Here is a 22,384-nt window from a genome sequence, read left to right on the forward strand (position 1 = left end):
CCTCCTTTATCGCCACCCGGCACGGGTCGGCTGCGCCGGGGCTGGAGCCACACGTCCCGCTGCCCGGCACCGTGGGCTGTGCCCACCCGTTCCGCCTTGCGGAACGCCTGCCCACAGCAGGAGCGGCACGGTCCCGCCCACCGCAGCGCGGGCACAACGGCCCCCACCGGGCCGCACGCGCCCGACCGGCCCGAGGGGACGTGGGGGTATGTGCGAACGGAGCACTGAGCGGGCGATGGCGTCTTTGGACTTGGGGCGGGGCGCAGGGATGGCGAGTACGCACATACCCCCGCGGCCCCGCCCCACAGACGGACAAGAGGCGCCCCGGCCCAAGGCGTCCCGCCAGACGCCCACGCACCCGCCCCACAGACGAAGCGAGGGCGCAGACCCCGGCTGCGCCGGCTACCCGTCCCCCTCCGCGTCCCTCAGCAGTACCGAAAGGAGGCGGACCGCGCCGCGTTTGTGGAGGGGGTCGTTGCCGTTGCCGCACTTGGGGGACTGGATGCAGGACGGGCAGCCGGCCTCGCATTCGCAGGAGGCGATCGCCTGACGGGTCGCCGTCAGCCATTCCTTCGCCGTGTGGAAGGCCCGCTCGGCGAAGCCCGCCCCGCCGGGGTGGCCGTCGTACACGAAGACCGTGGGAAGGAGCGTGTCCGGGTGCAGCGGGACGGAGACGCCGCCGATGTCCCAGCGGTCGCACGTGGCGAACAGCGGCAGCATGCCGATGGACGCGTGCTCGGCGGCGTGCAGGGCGCCGCCGAGGATCTCGGGATTGACGCGGGCGGCGTCCAGTTGGTCCTCGGTGACGGTCCACCACACCGCGCGCGTACGGAGCGTACGAGGAGGGAGGTCCAGTTTGGTCTCGCCGAGCACCTCGCCGGTGATGAGTTTGCGACGCAGGAAGGAGACGACCTGGTTGGTGACCTCGACGGAGCCGTAGCAGAGCCGTCCCGGGCCCCAGGGGACCTCGACGTCCGTCTCCAGGATGGAGATGGCCGTGGTGTCGCGCGCGGTCGTGGAGTACGGCGGCACGGCCTCCTCGACCAGCGCCACGGAGTCCTCCAGGTCGAGGTGGCGCACGAGATACGTACGGCCCTGGTGGAGGTGGACGGCGCCTTCGTGGACCGTGGTGTGCGCGGCGGACGCGTCGACGGTGCCGAGCAGCCGCCCCGTGCCCTCCTCGACGATCTGGACGGGCTTGCCGCCCCCGCCGCGGATGTCGGTCAGATCTGCCGCCCGCTCGCGCCGGGTCCAGTGCCAGGCCTTGGTCCTGCGCCGCAGCAGCTTCGCGGCCTCCAGCTGCGGGAGCAGTCCTTCGGCGGCCGGACCGAAGAGGGCGAAGTCCTCCTCGGTCAGCGGTAGTTCGGAGGCGGCAGCGCACAGGTGGGGCGCGAGGACGTACGGGTTGTCGGGGTCGAGGACCGTGGACTCCACGGGCTGGTCGAACAGCGCCTCGGGGTGGTGGACGAGATAGGTGTCCAGCGGGTCGTCGCGGGCGACGAGCACGGCGAGTGCGCCCTGCCCCGAGCGCCCGGCCCGCCCGGCCTGCTGCCACAGGGACGCCCGTGTTCCCGGGTAGCCGGCGATGACGACGGCGTCCAACCCCGAGACGTCGACGCCGAGTTCGAGGGCGGTCGTGGCGGCGAGGCCGAGGAGTTCCCCGGAGTGCAGGGCGCGCTCCAGGGCGCGGCGTTCCTCGGGGAGATAGCCGCCGCGGTAGGCGGCGACGCGGCGGGCGAGGGCGCGGTCGACCTCGGCGAGGCGTTCCTGGGCGATGACGGAGATCAGCTCGGCGCCGCGTCGGGAGCGCACGAAGGCGACCGAGCGAACGCCCTGGACGGTCAGGTCGGTGAGCAGGTCCGCGGTCTCGGCGGTGGCGGTGCGGCGGACGGGGGCGCCCTTCTCGCCGTGGAGCTCGGTGAGAGGGGGTTCCCAGAGGGCGAAGACGAGGTCGCCGCGGGGTGAGGCGTCGTCGGCGACCTCCTTCACCGGCAGCCCCGTGAGGCGCTCCGCGGACGCGGCGGGGTCGGCGGAGGTGGCGGAGGCGAGCAGGAAGACGGGCTCGGAGCCGTAGCGGGCGCAGAGGCGGCGCAGCCGGCGCAGGACCTGGGCGACGTGGGAGCCGAAGACGCCGCGGTAGGTGTGGCACTCGTCGATGACGACGTAGCGCAGGGCGCGCAGGAAGGAGGACCAGCGGGGGTGGGAGGGCAGTATCCCGCGGTGCAGCATGTCGGGGTTGGTCAGGACGTAATTGGCGTACTGACGGACCCACTCGCGTTCCTCGACGGGGGTGTCGCCGTCGTACACGGCGGGGCGCACCGCGTTGCCCAGGGGGGCCGCCAGTTCGCGGACGGCGCGGCGCTGGTCGGCGGCGAGGGCCTTCGTCGGGGCGAGGTACAGGGCGGTGGTGCCGCGGCCGTTGGGGGCCTCGGAGCCGTCCAGGAGGGCGGAGAGGACGGGGGTGAGATAGGCCAGGGACTTGCCGGACGCGGTGCCGGTGGCGACGACCACGGACTCCCCGTCCAGGGCGTGCTCGGCGGCGAGCGCCTGGTGGGCCCAGGGGTGCTCGATGCCGGCGGCCTGCACGGCGGATATGACCTCGGACCGGATGCGGTCGGGCCAGACTGCATACCGGGCCTCACGTGGGGGCAAGTGCTCCGTATGAGTGACGCGCGATGCACGGCTCGGCCCCGTGGTGAGGCGGTCCAGGACCGTCCGCGGGGACGTGCGTGCCGGGGTGCCAGCGGTGGGTTCTCCGGGGGTGGAAATTTTGGCCATCGGCATCGAGTGTGTCACTGGCGGGATGGACAATGGTCCCAAGGCGTCGTGCACGCCTGCCGGTAAGTGATTGAATGCCATCGCGGCTGGCGATCCGTCCTGGGGGCTCTGCCGAGGTGTCCCGAGGGATGACCGCTCGATAGCAAGGTGCTGGAGGATCCGTGGACCTGTCCCTGTCGACCCGTACCGTCGGCGATCGTACGGTCGTCGAGGTCGGTGGCGAAATCGACGTTTATACCGCGCCCAAGCTGCGCGAGCAGTTGGTCGAGTTGGTGAACGACGGCAGTTTTCATCTGGTCGTCGACATGGAGGGCGTGGACTTCCTCGACTCCACCGGGCTCGGCGTGCTGGTCGGCGGCCTGAAGCGGGTGCGTGCCCATGAGGGCTCGCTGCGCCTGGTCTGCAACCAGGAGCGCATTCTCAAGATCTTCCGGATCACCGGTCTGACCAAGGTGTTCCCCATTCACACCTCGGTCGAGGAAGCCGTCGCGGCCACCGACTGAGTGCCGGACCACTGACTGTCGGCCTTCGGGCCGGTTCCCCCGGGCCTCGGCCCGGGGCGGCAGTACGGCAGGGGACCGGGCCGGCGGCCCGGCCCCCTGACAGCACGCCCGTATGTCCGAGGGGGATGCATGGCCACCGTTGAACTCCGCTTCAGCGCCCTGCCCGAGCACGTCAGGACCGCCCGTCTCGTGGCGGCCGCCGTGGCGCGCAGGGCCGGGGTGGACGAGGCGGTTCTCGACGAGGTCAGGCTCGCGGTGGGCGAGGCCTGCACGCGTGCCGTCGGACTGCATCAGAGCAGCGGTGTCTCGGCGCCGGTGCGGGTCGCGCTGATCGAGGACGAGAAGCAGTTCTCCATCGAGGTCGGCGACGAAGCCCCCCGTGCGGCGCCCGGTGACCGGGTGCCTGGCGCGCGGGCCGGTGCGGGCGACGACCTGGAGGCCGAGGGCGAGGACGAGATGGGCCTCGCCGTCATCAGCGGTCTCGTGGACGACGTGGAGGTGACCGCGGGGGAGTCCGGCGGTCTCATCCGCATGAGCTGGCCCACCACGCCGGCGACGCTCCTGCCCTGACTTCGCCGCTCCGGCGACGCCCTGCCCCGACTTGGCAGAGTCGGTTCGGCTCCAACCCGGTCCTGCCCGGCCACGACAGTTCTGGTCCCCAGTTCTGGTCCCCGGTCCGGCCGGGCCACGACAGCCCTGGTCCGCGGACCAGCCCGGCCACGACAGTTCTGGTTGTCGGTTCTGCCCGGTCCCCGCCCACTCGACGCGCCACTTCGGCGCGCCACCGCTCGCCCGCCGCCCGTCGGCCGTGACGGCGGTGCCCCGGTCGCCTCGGTCACCCCGTCTCCGCCGCGCCCCGCGTCGAGCCGCCCCCGGCGACGTATCGCAGGCCCTGTCGTCACCCCGGTGAACAGGGCATTTTCTTTTTCCGATCATTAATGCGGGTTGATCGGTGATCTAGTGGACCGCTTCCGTCAACGGTTTTGAGGCATTACCACTTTCGAGGCCAATCCGCTTCGGCGATCATTTGCTGGGAAGCAATCTCAGGTCAATTCCGTTTGTGGCGCTCTGTTTTGATCAGGTTCCGCTCCCTACAATCCGTCCACATCTTGAGCTCAGCCCAAGCGTCAAGGAGGACGAATGGCGGGGCTTTCTACCCCTCATCAGTTTGACCATCCCTCAACCTTCGCAGCCGCAGTGCTGACCGACGACAATCGTCTGATCGTGATGGTCATCGCGGCCGTCGCGCTCGCGGCGCTCGTCGTCGCGGGCGTCCTCGTGCGCCAGGTGCTCGCGGCGGGCGAGGGCACCGACAGCATGAAGAAGATCGCGGCAGCGGTCCAGGAAGGCGCGAACGCCTATCTGGGACGCCAGTTGCGGACACTCGGCGTATTCGCCGTCGTGGTGTTCTTCCTGCTCATGCTGCTGCCCGCGGACGACTGGAATCAGCGCGCCGGACGATCGATCTTCTTCTTGATCGGAGCGGCGTTCTCGGCGACCACCGGCTATATCGGTATGTGGCTCGCCGTGCGCAGCAATGTGCGCGTGGCGGCCGCCGCCCGAGAGGCCACTCCGGCGGAAGGCGAGCCCGAAAAGGATCTCACCGCCGTCTCGCACAAGGCCATGAAGATCGCTTTCCGTACGGGTGGCGTCGTCGGCATGTTCACGGTGGGGCTCGGTCTGCTGGGCGCCTCCTGTGTGGTGCTCGTCTACGCGGCCGACGCGCCGAAGGTGCTGGAAGGTTTCGGCCTCGGCGCCGCGCTGATCGCGATGTTCATGCGTGTCGGCGGCGGCATCTTCACCAAGGCCGCCGACGTCGGCGCCGACCTGGTCGGCAAGGTCGAGCAGGGCATTCCGGAGGACGATCCGCGCAATGCCGCGACCATCGCCGACAACGTGGGCGACAACGTCGGCGACTGCGCCGGTATGGCCGCCGACCTCTTCGAGTCGTACGCCGTCACGCTCGTCGCCGCGCTGATCCTCGGCAAGGTGGCGTTCGGCGACTCCGGGCTCGCCTTCCCGCTGCTGGTTCCGGCCATCGGTGTCATCACCGCGATGATCGGCATCTTCGCGGTGGCGCCCCGGCGGTCCGACCGCAGCGGCATGAGCGCCATCAACCGCGGCTTCTTCATCTCCGCGGTGATCTCGCTGGTGCTGGTGGCCGCGGCGGTCTTCGTCTACCTCCCGTCCACGTACGCGGACCTGGACGGCATCACGGACGCGGCGATCAGGGGCCACGACGGCGATCCGCGGATCCTCGCGCTCGTCGCCGTCGCCATCGGCATCGTCCTGGCCGCGCTGATCCAGCAGCTCACCGGGTACTTCACCGAGACGAGCCGGCGCCCGGTCAAGGACATCGGCAAGACCTCGCTGACCGGTCCCGCCACCGTGGTCCTCGCCGGCATCTCCATCGGGCTCGAATCGGCCGTCTACACCGCGCTGTTGATCGGGCTCGGCGTGTACGGGGCGTTCCTGCTCGGCGGTACGTCGATCATGCTCGCCCTCTTCGCGGTGGCCCTCGCAGGTACGGGGCTGCTGACCACCGTCGGCGTCATCGTCGCCATGGACACCTTCGGTCCCGTCTCCGACAACGCGCAGGGCATCGCCGAGATGTCCGGCGACGTCGAGGGCGCGGGCGCGCAGGTGCTCACCGACCTGGACGCCGTCGGCAACACGACGAAGGCCATCACCAAGGGCATCGCCATCGCCACCGCGGTCCTCGCGGCGTCGGCGCTGTTCGGCTCGTACCGCGACGCCATCGCGACCGCGGCCAAGGACGTCGGCGAGAAACTGGGCGACGGCGCTCCGATGAACCTCGTCATGGACATCTCCCAGCCCAACAACCTGGTGGGGCTCGTCCTGGGCGCCGCGGTCGTCTTCCTCTTCTCCGGGCTCGCGATCAACGCGGTGTCGCGGTCGGCGGGCGCCGTGGTCTACGAGGTGCGGAGGCAGTTCCGCGAGCGCCCCGGGATCATGGACTACACGGAGCAGCCGGAGTACGGGCGCGTCGTCGACATCTGCACCAAGGACGCGCTGCGCGAGCTGGCCACGCCGGGTCTGCTCGCCGTGCTCACGCCGATCGCGGTCGGCTTCACGTTCGGCGTCGGCGCGCTCGGCTCGTTCCTCGCGGGCGCGATCGGTACGGGCACGCTCATGGCGGTCTTCCTCGCCAACTCAGGCGGTGCCTGGGACAACGCGAAGAAGCTCGTCGAGGACGGTCACCACGGCGGCAAGGGCAGCGAGGCCCATGCCGCGACCGTGATCGGCGACACGGTCGGCGACCCGTTCAAGGACACCGCCGGTCCGGCGATCAACCCCCTGCTGAAGGTGATGAACCTGGTGGCGCTGCTCATCGCGCCGGCGGTCATCAAGTTCAGCTACGGCGACGACGCCAGCGTCGGGATGCGGGTGCTGATCGCGGTGCTCTCGATTCTGGTCATCATCGGCGCGGTCTACGTCTCCAAGCGGCGGGGCATCGCCGTGGAGGACGACGGCAACGCCGAGCGCGTGACCAAGCCGGCCGACCCGGCCGTGGTCTCGTGACCTGGTAGTCCGTCACGGGATTCCCGGATTCCGTGACTCCGGGTCGGGCTCTGCCCAACACGCGGGCGGACGGCGCTTTTTGAGGCGCCGTCCGCCCGTGGGCGTGCGGAGACGGGTCGTGAGCCTTCTCTCGTGCCGTCGACCCTTCTGCCCCTTGGTGCAAATGGCTGCAATAGCGGTTGTACCGGGCCCCCGACATGCGGTTGTCGCCCAGTTGGCGTGTAAGTTCCGGGGCCGAGAGCCATGGAAGGGACCAATCCGGTGAACAAGAAGCTTGCAGCCGCACTGTCCGGCGGTGCGGTACTGGTACTCGCGTTGTCGGGGTGCAGCGACGACGGCAACAAGAAGCTGGACGACTGGGCCAAGAAGGTCTGTGACTCCGTGCAGCCCCAGTCGAAGAAGATCGCGGACGCCAATGCCGCGATCCAGAAGGAGACCTCCGACAACAGCTCGCCGGCCGACGTCCAGAAGACCGACTCCAAGGCGTTCCAGGACATGTCCGACGCGTACAAGGCGATGGGCGCCTCCGTGAAGAGCGCGGGGGCTCCGCCGGCGGACGACGGAAAGAAGAAGGCGGACGACGCCGTCAAGGAGCTCAACGCGATCTCCAAGTCGTACGAGGACCTCAAGAAGCAGGTCGACGGCCTGGACACCAAGAACCAGGCGGACTTCGCGGATGGGCTCAAGGACATCGCGGGTGAGCTGGACAAGCTGAGCAAGAGTGGGAACGAGGCGCTGGAGAAGTTGCAGGAGGGGGAGGTCGGCAAGGCGATGAGCAAGCAGGACAGCTGCAAGAGCGCGTCCGCCTCGCCTGCCGACAAGGGCTGAGCCCCTCTTACGTACGCTGCCTCGGCTTACGTACGCCGCCTCGGCGCCGGGACGTCTTCCGCCCGCGCCGGGGTGGCGTTCCTGTGTGCGGGTCCCGGTACCGGGGGTGTGCCCCGCTGCGCCGGGACGGGTGCCTCACTTGTCGCTGCTCGGCACAGTGGGGCGGCTTCCTGCGCCCCGTGGAGGGGGAACCGCCACAATGGACTGCGTGAGTAACGTCAGTCTCCCCCTGCCCTCGTCCGACCGCGCCGATGTCGCCGCTTCCCTGCGGAGCGCGCTGATCGGCGCCGACTTCACCGCCGACGGGCTGCTCGAGCTGCTCGGGGCGCCCGCGTATGCCGCCCTCGCGCGCAGCGAGACCGTGCCCGCGTTGCGGGCCACCCGGGGGGACGGGGCCCTCGCGGCGCTCGTACGTCTCTTTCTGCTCCAGGAACGCGTGCCCCGCGCGCGCGTGGCGGACGTGCTGTCCGTCGACGTCCTCCTGGAGAGCGGCTGGCTGGTCGAGCGGGACGGCGCGCTGGCGGCGACCGTGGACGTACGGCCGTACGGCGGGCCGAACGGCGAGGACTGGTTCATCGTCTCCGACCTGGGCTGCGCGGTCGGCGGCGCCGGCGGCATCGGCAGCCGCGAGGAGGGCGTCGTCCTCGGAGTCGGCGGCGCGTCCACGACGCTCGCGGGGATCACGGTGCGTACGCCCGTGGCGAGCGCCCTCGACCTCGGCACCGGCTCCGGCATCCAGGCGCTGCACGCCGCGCAGCACGCCACGCGCGTGACCGCCACCGACCTCAACCCGCGGGCGCTGGGGTTCACCCGGCTCACCCTGGCGCTGTCCGGGGCCCCCGAGGCGGACCTGCGGGAGGGCTCGCTGTTCGAGCCGGTGGCGGACGAGACGTACGACCTGATCGTGTCGAACCCGCCCTTCGTGATCTCGCCGGGGGCGCGGCTCACGTACCGGGACGGCGGGATGGGCGGGGACGATCTGTGCCGCTCGCTCGTTCAGGAGGCGGGGGAGCGACTGAACGAAGGGGGGTACGCGCACGTCCTGGCCAACTGGCAGCACGTGGACGGCGAGGAGTGGCAGGACCGCCTGCGCTCCTGGGTGCCGCGCGGCTGCGACGCCTGGATCGTGCAGCGCGAGGTGCAGGACATCACGCAGTATGCCGAGCTGTGGCTGCGGGACGCGGGCGACCACCGCACGGACCCCGCGGAGTACGCCGCGCGGTACGAGGCGTGGCTGGACGAGTTCGAGGCGCGGGGCACCAGGGCCGTCGGCTTCGGCTGGATCACCCTGCGCAAGACCGGCGCCGCCGAGCCGTCCGTCACCGTGGAGGAGTGGCCGCACCCCGTCGAGCAGCCGCTCGGCGACACGGTGCGCGCGTTCTTCGAGCGGCAGGACTACCTGCGTACGCACGACGACGCGGCGCTGCTCGCGGCGCACTTCAAGCTCGCCGGCGAGGTCGTGCAGGAGCAGGTCGGGCTGCCGGGCGCCGAGGACCCGGAGCACGTCGTGCTGCGCCAGAACCGCGGGATGCGCCGGGCCACCAAGGTGGACACGGTGGGCGCCGGGTTCGCCGGGGTGTGCGACGGCTCGCTGAGCGCCGGGCGGATCCTGGACGCCATCGCCCAACTGGTCGGGGAGGACCCGGTGTTGCTGCGGGACCGGACGCCCGCGCAGATCCGGCTCCTCGTGGCGCAGGGCTTCCTGCTGCCGGTCGAGGCGTAGGACATCTGAGGCGTGCTGCCGGTCGAGGCGTAGGGCATCTGAGGCGTGCTGCCGGTCGAGGCGTCGGGCATGTGCGCCCTGTTGCCGGTCGGTGCGTCAGGCATCCATGCTCCGGGGTGCGGGAGGCAAAACCGGCCAACAACCCGTCCGTTTCAGGCAAATTGGGTGCGATGCGTGCCGAGGGGCGGGTTGCGGGGGCCCGGCGTGCCGTGGGTGGCACGGTCAGGCCGTCCGCCGTTCACCCCGATTTCGCGCTCCGGATTCTCTCGCGTGCCAGCCTCCCGGCAGGGGAACTCGGCACGGGGAGGCAAGGCCATGGAGAGCGGACCAGCGATCTTCGCCGGGACGGTGTTCGCGCTGTTCGGGGCGGGACTGCTGCTGTGGACCGGTGCGCGGGTCGCGCACCGCGCGCCCGTCGCCCAGGGTGTGAACCCCGTCGCATCGGCGACGCTCGCCGCACTCGCCGGATCGGGCGCGCTGCTCCTCGGAGTGTGGTGCTTCACACGGATGTGAGGTGGGGCGGGGTGCGGGGCGGAGCTCGGGGTGCTGCCGGGAGGCGGGAGTCGACCCCGGCCACCCACGCGCCGACCCCGGCCACCGACACGCCGGCCCCGGCCGTCGCGACGCCGACCCCGGCCACCGAGAGGGTCGGAGCCGCACGCGGGCGCCGAAGCGACCGCCGGTGAACGACGGCGGGAGCGGCGGCGGGAGCGGCGCCGCGGAGCCGTGGCGGAGGGCGTTTCCGAGGAGCGGTACGGAGACGCGCCGCCGGGGAGTGCGCCCCCTGAAGCACGGGGTCGGGACCCTGCGGCGAAGCGGCTCCGGGCCGTCGTGGACCGCCTCTCCCCGATAAAGCGGAAGACTCGCCTCCGGCCAGATGGACCCTCGCGCTCCGGTGAGACGCGCGCCCCCGAGCCGCCCCCGTGCCACCCCGGCGGGCACCCGTGCGCCGCCCCCGCGGACCCTCCCCCTCCGCCCCCGTGATCCCTCCCGCTCCAGTGATCACGCAGGTGTCGCCGGTCCCCGGGCCGGGCCGGGCGCCGAAACGGCAGGTCGCCACTCCGGGCGGCAGGAATGGCGGTAGTCGGGTTACCGTTCGAGTGGCCGTTGCGGGCTTTTCCCGTTTGACACGGGGGCGGGATGTACCGTCACACTCCGCAGCGACAGCGCAACGCAAGCCATGCGAGCGCTGTCACCGCACTGCCACGAGCATTGCCACCGCGCACTGCCACCGAGCATTGCCACCGCGCACTGCCACCGAGCGTCGACCGGAGAGAAGAGCGAAGTTGTCCCCGACCAGCGAGACCGCACAGGGCGGCCGCCGACTCGTCATCGTCGAGTCGCCTGCCAAGGCGAAGACGATCAAGAGCTACCTCGGCCCCGGCTACGTAGTCGAGGCGAGCGTCGGGCACATCCGTGACCTTCCCAACGGCGCCGCCGAGGTGCCCGAGAAGTACACCGGCGAGGTGCGCCGCCTCGGCGTCGACGTCGAGCACGACTTCCAGCCCATCTACGTCGTCAACGCCGACAAGAAGGCGCAGGTCAAGAAGCTCAAGGACCTCCTGAAGGAGTCCGACGAACTCTTCCTCGCCACCGATGAGGACCGCGAGGGCGAAGCCATCGCGTGGCACCTCCTGGAGGTCCTGAAGCCCAAGGTCCCCGTCCACCGGATGGTCTTCCACGAGATCACCAAGGACGCGATCCGCAGTGCCGTCGCCAACCCGCGCGAGCTCAACAAGCGCATGGTCGACGCCCAGGAGACCCGCCGCATCCTCGACCGTCTGTACGGATACGAGGTCTCGCCGGTCCTGTGGAAGAAGGTCATGCCGCGCCTGTCGGCCGGCCGCGTCCAGTCCGTGGCCACCCGCCTCGTCGTCGAGCGGGAGCGCGAGCGCATCGCCTTCCGCTCCGCCGAGTACTGGGACCTGACCGGCACCTTCGGCACCGGCCGGGCCGGTGACGCCTCCGACCCCGCGCAGCTGGTCGCCCGCCTCACCACGGTCGACGGCAAGCGCATCGCGCAGGGCCGCGACTTCAGCTCGCTGGGGCAGCTCAAGTCCGACACCCTCCACCTGGACGAGGCGAACGCCCGCGCGCTGGCCGCCGCCCTCCAGGAGACGCGGTTCTCCGTACGCTCCGTCGAGTCGAAGCCGTACCGCCGCTCGCCGTACGCGCCCTTCCGTACGACGACGATGCAGCAGGAGGCGAGCCGCAAGCTCGGCTTCGGCGCGAAGGCCACCATGCAGGTGGCCCAGAAGCTGTACGAGAACGGCTTCATCACCTATATGCGTACGGACTCCACGACGCTGTCCGACACGGCGGTCACGGCCGCCCGCGCCCAGGTCACGCAGCTGTACGGCAGCGACTACCTGCCGGACAAGCCGCGGACGTATGCGGGCAAGGTCAAGAACGCGCAGGAGGCGCACGAGGCGATCCGCCCCTCGGGCGATCGTTTCCGCACGCCCGCCGAGACCGGCCTGACCGGCGACCAGTTCCGCCTCTACGAGCTGATCTGGAAGCGGACCGTCGCCTCCCAGATGAAGGACGCGACGGGCAACTCCGTCACGGTCAAGATCGGTGGCCGCGCCTCCGACGGCCGCGACGCCGAGTTCAGCGCGTCCGGCAAGACCATCACCTTCCACGGCTTCCTCAAGGCGTACGTCGAGGGCGCCGACGACCCGAACGCCGAGCTGGACGACCGCGAGCGCAGGCTCCCGCAGGTCAGCGAGGGCGACGCGCTCACCGCCGACGAGATGTCCGTCGACGGCCACGCCACCAAGCCCCCGGCCCGCTACACCGAGGCCTCGCTGGTCAAGGAGCTGGAAGAGCGCGAGATCGGCCGCCCGTCGACGTACGCGTCGATCATCGGCACGATCCTCGACCGCGGCTACGTCTTCAAGAAGGGGACGGCCCTCGTGCCCTCCTTCTTGTCCTTCGCCGTCGTCAACCTCCTGGAGAAGCACTTCGGGCGGCTCGTCGACTACGACTTCACCGCCAAGATGGAGGACGACCTCGACCGCATCGCGCGCGGCGAGGCCCAGGCCGTGCCGTGGCTGAAGCGCTTCTACTTCGGTGAGGGCGAGGGCGCGGGCGGCGCCGCCGACGCGGGCAACGGCGACGGCGACCACCTCGGCGGCCTCAAGGAACTCGTCACCGACCTGGGCGCCATCGACGCCCGCGAGGTGTCGTCCTTCCCCGTCGGCAACGACATCGTGCTGCGCGTCGGCCGCTACGGCCCCTACATCGAGCGCGGCGAGCGCGACTCCGAGAACCACCAGCGCGCGGACGTCCCCGACGACCTGGCGCCGGACGAGCTCACCGTCGAGTACGCGGAGGAACTGCTCGCCAAGCCCAGCGGCGACTTCGCGCTCGGCACCGACCCGGAGTCGGGCCGCGAGATCATCGCCAAGGACGGCCGCTACGGCCCGTACGTCACCGAGGTGCTCCCCGAGGGCACCCCGAAGACCGGCAAGAACGCGGTGAAGCCGCGCACGGCCTCGCTCTTCAAGTCGATGTCCCTGGACACGGTGACCCTCGCGGACGCGCTGAAGCTGATGTCGCTGCCGCGCGTGGTCGGCGCCGACGCCGAGGGCGTCGAGATCACCGCGCAGAACGGCCGGTACGGCCCGTACCTGAAGAAGGGCACGGACTCGCGCTCCATCGACACCGAGGACCAGCTCTTCACCATCACGCTCGAAGAGGCCCTGGAGATCTACTCCAAGCCGAAGCAGCGGGGGCGCGCGGCCGCGAAGCCGCCGCTGAAGGAGCTCGGCGAGGACCCGGTCAGCGGGAAGCCGGTCGTCGTCAAGGACGGGCGCTTCGGGGCGTACGTCACCGACGGCGAGACCAACGCGACGCTGCGGGCGGCCGACTCCGTCGAGGACATCACTCCGGAGCGGGGCTATGAGCTCCTCGCGGAGAAGCGGGCGAAGGGGCCGGCCAAGAAGACGGCCAAGAAGGCCGCGAAGAAGGCGCCCGCGAAGAAGACCGCAGCCAAGAAGACGGCTGCCAAGAAGACGACGGCCGCGAAGAAGACGACCGCCAAGAAGACCGCCGCCAAGAAGACGGCTGCTTCCAGCAAGGCCGCTTCTACGGAGGAGTGACTTCTGCGGAGGGGTTACCTCTGCGGAGGGGTTACCTCTGCGGAGGGGTGACTTCTGCGGAGGAGTGACCTTTGTGACCTTCCCGTGCCGGGTGCCTCCTCGCAGGTGCCCGGCACCGGCGGTTGTGCGCGGTCGTATGTTCGGGTGGCTCCACAGGGACGTGGTCCGTCCAGATAGGCTGGACGGATGACGCGTGCCGAGCAGCCAACGGCCGGAATTCCGGCCCCCGACGACGCCCTGGTCGCAGATTCCCGAGAGCGTGCCGTCCGCGCCCTGCTGCGCGTACCGCAGCTGAAGCGGCTGTGGAGCGCCCAGCTCGTCGGCAGTGTCGGCGACGCGCTCGCCCTGCTCGTCCTGGTGATCCTCGCGCTCCAGTCGGCCATCGCCGAAGGGGCCTTCGGGGGCGGGTACCGGGGTGCCGCGTTCGCCGTGACGGCTGTCTTCGGAGCGCGCGTTCTCGCGACGCTGCTCTTCGGAGCGGTGCTTCTCGGCCCGCTCACCTCGCTCACCTCGCCGGACGGGCCGCTGGACCGCCGCTGGACCATGGTCGCCGCCGACGGCGTGCGCGCCGCGCTGCTGGTCGTCGCGCCGCTGTGGATCGACTGGACCCCGGACAACGCCCTCGCGGTGGTCCTGGTGACGTCCTTCGTCGTCGGGGTCGCCGAGCGGTTCTGGACGGTCGCCCGGGAGAGCGCGGCACCCGCGCTGCTGCCCGCGCCGCCTCCGGAGGGCGCGACGGTGCGGCCGCTGCCGGACCACATGGACGCGCTGCGGCGCCTGTCCCTGCGTACGGGATTCCTGGCGCTGCCCATCGCGGCCGCCGCGCTCGTCGGCATCACGCTCGTCGGCAACCTCCTGGGCGCCGGACTCGACTGGTTCGCGCTGCACCAGGCCGGGCTCGCGTCGTTCGTCGCGGCCGGGCTCTTCGCCGCGTCGCTGTCGATCGTCTACTTCCTCGAACTTCCCGGTACGCAGACGCCCCGCGCGCGCAGCCCGCTGGAGGGACTGCGCAGGCCGCGCACCGGCACCGGCACCGACAAGGGCCGCACCGGCGCGATCCCGCTCCTCGTGGCGGCCTGCGCCGCGGTCGCCGGGGCCATCGCCGCGGCCGTCGCCGTCGCCGTGCTGCACGGCAAGGACCTGGGCGGCGGTCCCGTCACGTACGGCCTGATGGTCCTGGCCCTGACCGGCGGCACCGCCGTCGGCATCCGCACCGCGCCCGCCCTGCTGCCCTCGCTCTCGCGCCGCAGGCTGCTCGCGCTGGCCATCGCCCTCACCGGCATCGCCCTGCTCGCCGCGGGCCTCGTGCCCGACCTGACGACCGTGCTGCTGCTCCTGGCCCTCGCCGGGGTCTGCGCGGGCATCGCCGCGAACATAGGGCACGCGCTGCTCGACCAGGAGGTCGAGGACTACCGCAGGGCCCGGACGACCGAGCACCTCCAGGCCGTCGTACGCCTGTGCGTCGCGCTCGGCGCGCTGATCGCCCCGGTGGTCGCCGCCGGGATCGGCCCGCACCGCATGGTCAACGGCAAGTTCGTCTTCGACCACGGAGGCGCCGCCTTCACGCTGATGCTGGTCGGCGCGCTGCTGCTGCCGGTGGCCGCGCTGGTCCTGGCCAAGGCCGACGACCGGCAGGGCGTACCGCTGCGGCACGACCTGCGGGACGCGCTGCGCGGCGGCGACGACCCGGTGCAGGCGCCCTGCGCCACCGGCTTCTTCATCGCCCTGGAGGGCGGCGACGGCGCCGGCAAGTCGACGCAGGCCGAGGCGCTCGCCGAGTGGATCCGCGCCAAGGGCCACGAGGTCGTCGTCACCCGTGAGCCGGGGGCCACGCCCGTCGGCAAGCGGCTGCGGTCGATCCTCCTGGACGTGTCGTCCGCCGGTCTGTCGCACCGCGCGGAGGCGCTGCTGTACGCCGCCGACCGCGCCGAGCACGTCGACACGGTCGTCCGTCCCGCCCTGGAGCGCGGCGCCGTCGTCATCTCCGACCGCTACATCGACTCGTCCGTCGCCTACCAGGGCGCCGGGCGCGATCTCTCGCCGACCGAGGTCGCCCGCATCAACCGCTGGGCGACCGGCGGTCTCGTGCCGAACCTGACGTGCCTGCTCGACGTGTCGCCCGAGGCCGCGCGCGAGCGGTTCACCGAGGCGCCCGACCGCCTGGAGTCGGAGCCCGCCGAGTTCCACGCGCGCGTGCGCACCGGTTTCCTCACGCTCGCCGCCGCCGACCCGGGGCGGTACCTGATCGTCGACGCCTCGCAGGAGCCGGAGGCCGTCACGACCGTCATCCGGCACCGGCTCGACCTGGTCCTGCCGCTCTCCGAGGCCGAGGTGAAGGCCCAGGAGGAGGCCCGCAAGGCCGCCGAGGAGGAGGCGCGGCGCAAGGCCGAGGAAGAGGCCGCGCGCAAGGCCGAGGAGGAGCGCCTGGAGCGCGAGCGCCAGGAGCAGCTCGCCAAGCTCCGCGCCGAGGAGGAGGAGCGCAAGCGCCGCGAGCTGGAGGAGGCGCAGCGCCGCGAGGCCGAGCGGCAGGCCGAGGAGGCCAGGAAGCGTGCCGAGGAGGCGCGGCGCCGGGCCGAGGAGGAGAAGGCCAGGCTGCTCGCCGAGGAGAAGGTGCGGGCCGAGGAGGAGGCGCGGCGCCGCCGTGAGGCGGAGGAAGAGGCGCGGCTGCGGGCCGAGGCGGAGGAGCGTCGGCTGGAGAAGCAGCGGAAGGCGGAGGAGGCCCTGCTGCGGGCGGAGGAGGCGCGGCGGCTGGCCGCGGCGTCCGCTGCCGCGGCGGCGGCGGTGGCGCATCCCACTCCGGCGCCGTCGACTCCGGCTGCCCGGACCACGCCTGCGGCACCGGTTTCCGAGGCGTCGTCCAAGCCGTCCGCGACCTCCAAGCCGTCCGCGCCCTCCAAGCCGACCACGTCGTCCAAGCCGACTGGGTCCTCCAAGCCGACCACGTCGTCCACGTCCGCTCGGGACGACCGGACGCCCGTGCCGGACAACGAGACGACCGTGCCCACGCCGGTGGTGAAGCCGCAGGCCGGCGCGGCGGACGAGACGGCCGTGCTGCCTGCGGTCCGGCCCGATGGGCCCGGCGCGGAGGACACCGCGGTGCTGCCGCAGCCGCCCGCTCCGGAGGGTGCGGCGGACGAGACGGCCGTGCTGCCCGCCGTGAGCGAGGACAAGGTTCCGCCGGGGTACTTCAGGGACGAGCGGCCCGCCGCCGGGTCCTCGCCCGACGGGTCGGACGACCGGACCAGGGAACTGCCCCAGGTCGACGAGCAGGGCGTGCCGCGCAGGCCCCGGTCCGACTGGGCCGAGGAGACCCCGCTGGACGACCTGCCGTCGCTGGCCGACGAACTGCTCGGCTCGCACGAGGACGACGACGGCGATGCCGGTACCGGGCGGGGACGCCGGGGCAGGAAGGGCCGCTGAGCCTGGCGGGAGCGGTCGGCGGGATCGGCGGGTCGGAGCGGTCGGTGGGATCGGCGGGTCGGAGCGGTCGGCCGAAGCGGCCGAAGCGGCCGGTCGGAGTGGTCGGCCGGCGGGGCAGCCGGAGGGGTCGGCTCGTCCGGCCGGGCGGGATTGTCAGAGGCGTCCTCCACAATGGTCAGCACGGCGGCCGGTCCGGCCACAGCAGAGCGCAGCGTAAGGCGGTGACCCCATGAGCGTGTGGGACGACCTGGTGGGGCAGGAGCGGGTGAGCGGGCAGCTGGGCGCCGCCGCCCGGGACGCCGACGCGCTCGTGACGGCGGCCGCCGCGGACGCCCCGCCTCCGGAGTCGTCCAAGATGACGCACGCCTGGCTGTTCACCGGACCGCCCGGTTCCGGCCGGGCGACCGCCGCGCGGGCCTTCGCCGCCGCCCTGCAGTGCGTCAGCCCCGACCGCGCGCTCGGCGGCGCCCCCGGCTGCGGCTTCTGCGACGGCTGCCACACCAGCCTGGTCGGTACGCACGCGGACGTGGAAGTGGTGCGTACGGACCTGCTGTCCATCGGCGTGAAGGAGACCCGCGACCTCGTGCGGCGGGCCCAGCTCTCGCCCGCGGGCGGCCGGTGGCAGGTCATCGTCCTCGAAGACGCCGACCGCCTCACCGAAGGCGCGGGGAACGTCCTGCTGAAGGCCGTTGAGGAGCCCGCGCCCCGCACCGTGTGGCTGCTCTGCGCGCCCTCCCTGGAGGACGTGCTGCCGACCATCCGTTCGCGCTGCCGGCACCTGACGCTGCGTACGCCTCCGGTGGACGCCGTCGCCGACGTGCTCGTCCGCAGGGACGGCATCGAGCCGGACGTCGCGGCGGCGGCGGCGCGGGCCACGCAGGGCCACATCGAGCGCGCCCGGCGCCTGGCCACCGACCCGCGCGCGCGGGAGCGCAGGGCCGCCGTCCTGAAGCTGCCGCTGCGGGTGGAGGAGATCGGCGGCTGCCTGAAGGCCGCGCAGGAGCTGATCGACACGGCGGGCGAGGACGCCAAGCAGGTCGCCGAGGAGGTCGACGTCAAGGAGACCGAGGAGCTCAAGGCGGCGCTCGGCGCGGGGCAGGGCGGCCGGATGCCGCGCGGCACGGCGGGCGTGATGAAGGAGCTGGAGGACCGGCAGAAGCGCCGCAGGACGCGTACGCAGCGCGACAGCCTCGACCTCGCGCTCACCGACCTGACCGGTCTCTACCGGGACGTCCTGGCCCTCCAATTGGGTTCGCGGGTGGCCATCGCCAACACCGAGGTGCAGGACATGCTCCAGCGCCTGGCCCTCGGCACCTCGCCGGAGTCGACGCTGCGCCGCATCGAGGCGATCGGGGCCTGCCGTACCGCGCTGGACCGGAATGTGGCGCCGCTGCTGGCGGTCGAGGCGATGACGGTGGCGCTGCGGGCGGGGTGAGTGAGGTGCACGGGGGCACCCGGTGACCGTGGCGATCGGCGCGCCCGGCGCGGCGGAAGGGAACCTCCCGCGAACCGGCGAACCGGCGAACCGGCGAACCGGCGAACTCGCGAACTCGTGAACCCGCGAACTCGTGAACCGGCAAACCCGCGAACTCGCGAACCACGTCCGCGTGACACCATCACCCGTACGAGTGCAGCGAGTGAACGATCCACTTCGGAGAGTTACGCTCGCCTGATGGACATCAGCCGTCGCGGCCGCAGCAGCCGTCAGAGCCGTCGCAGCCCTCTCCTCTCCCTCCGGACCGGCGGCGCGCTGCTGGTGACCGCGGGGCTGCTCATCTCGGGCTGCTCGTCGGGAAGTTCGGCGGCGGGCGCCCAGCTGGTGGCGCTGCCCCACTCGACGCCGCCCGAGCTCGCCCCGTACTACGCGCAGAAGCTGAGCTGGCACGACTGCGGTGTCCCCGGATTCCAGTGCGCCTCCATGAAGGTCCCGCTCGACTACAAGAAGCCCGGCGCGGGCGACATCAAGCTGGCGGTGGCCAGGAAGAGGGCGACGGGGGAGACGGACAAGGCGGACGGCAAGGGGGCGGGAAAGGGGGCCGGGAGGGCGGACGCGGGGACGAGGGACGCCGGAAAGAGCGGAGGCGGTCGCCTCGGCTCCCTCCTGGTCAACCCCGGCGGCCCCGGCGGCTCGGCGATCGGCTACCTCCAGTCGTACGCGGCCCTCGGTTACCCCGCGGAGGTCCGCGCCCGCTACGACATGGTCGCCGTCGACCCCCGCGGCGTGGCCCGCAGCGAGCCGGTGACCTGCCTCGACGGCGCGAAGATGGACGCGTACACGCAGACCGACGTCACTCCCGACGACCGGCGCGAGACCGAGGAGCTGCGCGCGTCCTACCAGCGGTTCGCGGCCGGCTGCCAGAAGCACTCGGCGACGGTCCTGCCGCACGTGTCCACGGTCGAGGCGGCCCGCGACATGGACGTCCTGCGCGCGGCGCTCGGCGACGACAAGCTGTCGTACGTGGGGGCGTCGTACGGGACCTTCCTCGGCGCGACGTACGCCGGGCTCTACCCGGAGCGGGTCGGCCGCCTCGTCCTGGACGGCGCCATGGACCCGGCGCTGCCCGCGCGGCGCATGAACCGCGACCAGACGGCCGGATTCGAGACGGCGTTCCAGTCCTTCGCGAAGGACTGCGTGGCGCGCGGCGCGGAGTGCCCGCTGGGCTCCGGCAGCCCCGAGGACGCGGGCAAGCGCCTGAAGTCCTTCTTCCGCGGCCTGGACGCCAAGCCCCTGGCGACCGGCGACACCTCCCACCGCAAGCTCGGCGAGGCGCTGGCCACGACGGGGGTGATCGCCGCGATGTACGACGAGGGGGCCTGGGCCCAGCTGCGTGCCGCGCTCACCTCGGCGATCAAGAACAAGGAGGGCGCGGGCCTGCTCGCCCTCTCCGACAGCTACTACGAACGGGACGGCGACGGGACGTACGGGAACCTCATGTTCGCCAACGCCGCCGTGAACTGCCTGGACCTGCCGCCGGCCTTCACCTCCCCCGACGGCGTCCGCAACGCCCTGCCCGACTTCGAGAAGGCCTCCCCGGTCTTCGGCGAGGGGCTGGCCTGGTCGTCGCTGAACTGCGCGTACTGGCCGGTGAAGGCCACGGGTGAGCCGCACCGCATCAAGGCGGAAGGCGCGGCGCCGATCGTGGTCGTCGGCACGACCCGCGACCCCGCCACGCCCTACCGCTGGGCGAAGTCCCTGGCCTCCCAGCTCTCCTCCGGCCGCCTCCTCACCTACGACGGCGACGGCCACACGGCGTACGGCCGCGGCAGCGAGTGCATCGACTCCACGATCAACGCCTACCTCCTGGAGGGCACCGCCCCGGAGGACGGAAAGCGCTGCTCATAGCCGGTACGGGGCGCCCGGGCACCCCCTCCCGGACCGCCCCGAGGGGGGTGTGCGGAGCACCCCCAAAAACTGTGTAGACTTGGCCGCGTTGCTGACCGCACCATGGTGCGGACGGCGCGCCGCCTTAGCTCAGATGGCCAGAGCAACGCACTCGTAATGCGTAGGTCTCGGGTTCGAATCCCGAAGGCGGCTCATCTGGAACCCCAGGTCAGGATTCATCTGACCTGGGGTTTTTGTGTGGCCGCCCCTTTTCCGGGGTGCTGTTACGACCTGCCCCATCGTTGTGAGGCCTTGCCGGAGGCGCAGGTGGTGGCTGAGATGCCGCCTCCGTATGCCAGGTCCAGGCAGCCGCCGTTGCTCGTGCTCTTCAGGGTGCCGGCCGGGCCCCAGCGCCACAGGCGGGCCGAGCCCTGGGTGCAGTCGCCGACGAAGACCGCCTGGCCGAGCATGTTGGCCACCAGGCAGGCGCCGGACTGTTTGTTGACGACCTTGAAGCTGTTGTTCTCCGCGCTCACCGTCTTCCAGGAGGCGCTCGGGTCGCCGCAGCTGCCGTCGTCCGCTGCGCCGTAGACCTGGGTCAGACACGCCTCGTTGTCGGCGTTCCGGAGGTGGAACGTGCCGGAGGAGGGAGGGGGTGCGGGGCGGTTGTCGTCCGGGGTGTCGGGGGTGGAGTCCGAGGCGGGGGTGGGTCCCGTGTCCGGGTTCGTGTCCGAGTCCGAGCCGGAGTGGCCGTCTGCTTCTGTTCTGTCCTTCGCCTTGTTTCCCGGAGTGGCGCTCTGTTCGTCTTTCGCCTTCTCCGTCGGGTGGTCCTTCTCCTTCTTCTTGGGCTTCGCCGAGGCCTCCGTGCCGGGGCTGCTGTCCGGGGCGGCCGGTGCCGTCGTCGTGACGGAGGGCGTCGAGCCCGCCGCGTGGTCCGGGGTGGTGACGTACGGGAGGTTCTGGAGCGCGAGTGTCGTGCCCGCGGCGACCACGATGACGGGGACGGCCGCCATCAGGATGCGAGTGCGGCGGCGTTCGGGGGTCTGTTTTGGGGGCTTTTGGGGGTGGGGGTCGGGTGAGGGCTTGGGCTTGGGCTCGGGGTCGGTCTCAGGGGCTGTGGGGGGTGGGGTCGTTGCGAACGTGGTGCGTTGGGTCAGGAGTTTGTGGGTGGGGGACGGCCAGGTCGAGGGTGGGGAGGGGACGTGTTCGGCGGTGAGGTCCGTGAGTTCGGGCGCCGTCGGGCGGCCCTCCGGGTCCTTGTCCAGGCAGGCGGCGAGCACCTCGGCCAGCCGGGGGTCCCGCTCCCGTACCGGCGTCAGGTCCGGCTCGTCGTGCACGATGCGGTAGAGCGGGCTGCCCTCGGCCCCGTCCGCGAACGGCCAGCGGCCGCTCGCCGCGTACGCGACGAGCAGGCCCGCCGCGAAGATGTCGGACGCGCTGGTCAAACCCCGCTTCCCCGAGGCCTGTTCGGGGGACATGTACGCGGGCGTACCCACGACCAGGCCCGTCCCCGTCAGCCTGCTCTGCTCGGCGGCGCGGGCGATGCCGAAGTCGATGAGGGTGGCGCCGTCGAGGGTCAGCATGACGTTCGACGGCTTGAGGTCGCGGTGCACCATGTCCAGCTCGTGGACCGCCCGCAGACCCACGGCCACCTCTCGCAGGAGCCGCCACAGGGCATCGGGCGGCAGCGGGCCGCCGTGCTCCTCGACGGCCTCGGACAGCGTGATGCCGGGGACGTACGCGGTGGCGAACCACGGGGGTTCCGCGGTGCGGTCGCTCGCGAGGAGCGGTGCGGTGGCCCCGGCCGGCAGGCGCGCGAGGTTGTCCATCTCCTGGCCGAAACGGCGCAGGAACCCGCGGTCCTCGGCGACCACGGAGGCCAGCATCTGCTTGACGGCGGCGTACCGCCCGTCGACGACGCCGAGGTACACCCGGCCCATCCCGCCGGCGCCCAGCCTGCCCACCAGCGGGATCGTCCCGATCCGCCGCGGGTCCTGGGCGCGCAGCGGCTCGGCGCCGCTGCCCGTCAGGTCGAACCCGTCCGCCGCGCCTGCCCCGTTCACGCTCTCCCCGTCCACCGGCCTCCCCCGGGGCGGCCGGACCTGTGCCGGTCCGCGCGATCCCCCTCCGCTCGCGCGGACGTGTACAGGCCCGGCACCGGGTC

12 protein-coding genes and 1 tRNA gene are annotated in these 22,384 nt (G+C 72.0%); 11 read left to right on the forward strand and 2 right to left on the reverse strand.

Going from position 1 to position 22,384, the window contains the following annotated elements; translation table 11 throughout:
- Positions 1 to 402: 402 nt before the first annotated feature.
- The gene (locus AB0L89_RS27525) at positions 403 to 2,859 is read right to left on the reverse strand and encodes a DEAD/DEAH box helicase (RefSeq protein ID WP_365146200.1); all 2,457 of its coding nucleotides are present in this window, start codon (positions 2,857 to 2,859) and stop codon (positions 403 to 405) included.
- Positions 2,860 to 2,939: 80 nt separating this feature from the next.
- Between AB0L89_RS27525 and bldG the strand changes: the two genes are divergently transcribed.
- The 11 genes from bldG (at position 2,940) to AB0L89_RS27580 (ending at position 20,433) form a co-directional block, all read left to right on the forward strand.
- Complete coding sequence (gene bldG / locus AB0L89_RS27530; protein ID WP_003975386.1) at positions 2,940 to 3,281, forward strand: anti-sigma factor antagonist BldG; 342 nt, start codon at positions 2,940 to 2,942, stop codon at positions 3,279 to 3,281.
- A 129-nt stretch (positions 3,282 to 3,410) separates the two neighbouring features.
- Complete coding sequence (locus AB0L89_RS27535; RefSeq protein ID WP_365146205.1) at positions 3,411 to 3,851, forward strand: ATP-binding protein; 441 nt, start codon at positions 3,411 to 3,413, stop codon at positions 3,849 to 3,851.
- Between the two features lie 570 nt (positions 3,852 to 4,421).
- Positions 4,422 to 6,824 (forward strand): sodium-translocating pyrophosphatase, encoded by a 2,403-nt coding sequence (locus tag AB0L89_RS27540; protein ID WP_365146208.1) that lies wholly within the window; start codon positions 4,422 to 4,424, stop codon positions 6,822 to 6,824.
- A 243-nt stretch (positions 6,825 to 7,067) separates the two neighbouring features.
- A complete protein-coding gene (locus AB0L89_RS27545; protein WP_365146211.1) occupies positions 7,068 to 7,652 on the forward strand; it encodes a small secreted protein in 585 nt (194 codons plus the stop codon).
- A 199-nt stretch (positions 7,653 to 7,851) separates the two neighbouring features.
- The gene (locus tag AB0L89_RS27550) at positions 7,852 to 9,375 is read left to right on the forward strand and encodes a class I SAM-dependent methyltransferase (protein WP_365146214.1); all 1,524 of its coding nucleotides are present in this window, start codon (positions 7,852 to 7,854) and stop codon (positions 9,373 to 9,375) included.
- 315 nt (positions 9,376 to 9,690) lie between these two features.
- Positions 9,691 to 9,888, forward strand: coding sequence for a hypothetical protein (locus AB0L89_RS27555; protein ID WP_055699041.1), 198 nt, complete (start codon positions 9,691 to 9,693; stop codon positions 9,886 to 9,888).
- Between the two features lie 773 nt (positions 9,889 to 10,661).
- Positions 10,662 to 13,478 (forward strand): type I DNA topoisomerase, encoded by a 2,817-nt coding sequence (gene topA / locus AB0L89_RS27560; RefSeq protein WP_365146217.1) that lies wholly within the window; start codon positions 10,662 to 10,664, stop codon positions 13,476 to 13,478.
- A 186-nt stretch (positions 13,479 to 13,664) separates the two neighbouring features.
- A complete protein-coding gene (gene tmk, locus AB0L89_RS27565) occupies positions 13,665 to 16,898 on the forward strand; it encodes a dTMP kinase (protein ID WP_365146220.1) in 3,234 nt (1,077 codons plus the stop codon).
- A 229-nt stretch (positions 16,899 to 17,127) separates the two neighbouring features.
- Entirely contained in the window at positions 17,128 to 18,333 is a 1,206-nt protein-coding gene (locus tag AB0L89_RS27570) for a DNA polymerase III subunit delta' (RefSeq protein ID WP_365146223.1), read from the forward strand.
- 237 nt (positions 18,334 to 18,570) lie between these two features.
- Positions 18,571 to 20,241 carry an alpha/beta hydrolase gene (locus tag AB0L89_RS27575; protein WP_365146226.1) on the forward strand — a complete coding sequence of 557 codons (1,671 nt, stop codon included), beginning with the start codon at positions 18,571 to 18,573 and terminating at the stop codon, positions 20,239 to 20,241.
- 118 nt (positions 20,242 to 20,359) lie between these two features.
- Positions 20,360 to 20,433: transfer RNA gene (locus AB0L89_RS27580), tRNA-Thr, on the forward strand.
- Between the two features lie 71 nt (positions 20,434 to 20,504).
- Here the strand turns inward: AB0L89_RS27580 and AB0L89_RS27585 are convergent.
- Positions 20,505 to 22,283 (reverse strand): protein kinase, encoded by a 1,779-nt coding sequence (locus AB0L89_RS27585; protein ID WP_365146229.1) that lies wholly within the window; start codon positions 22,281 to 22,283, stop codon positions 20,505 to 20,507.
- Between the last annotated feature and the right edge of the window lie 101 nt (positions 22,284 to 22,384).

Source organism: Streptomyces sp. NPDC052114 (assembly GCF_040680155.1).
Classification (GTDB): Bacteria; Actinomycetota; Actinomycetes; order Streptomycetales; family Streptomycetaceae; genus Streptomyces.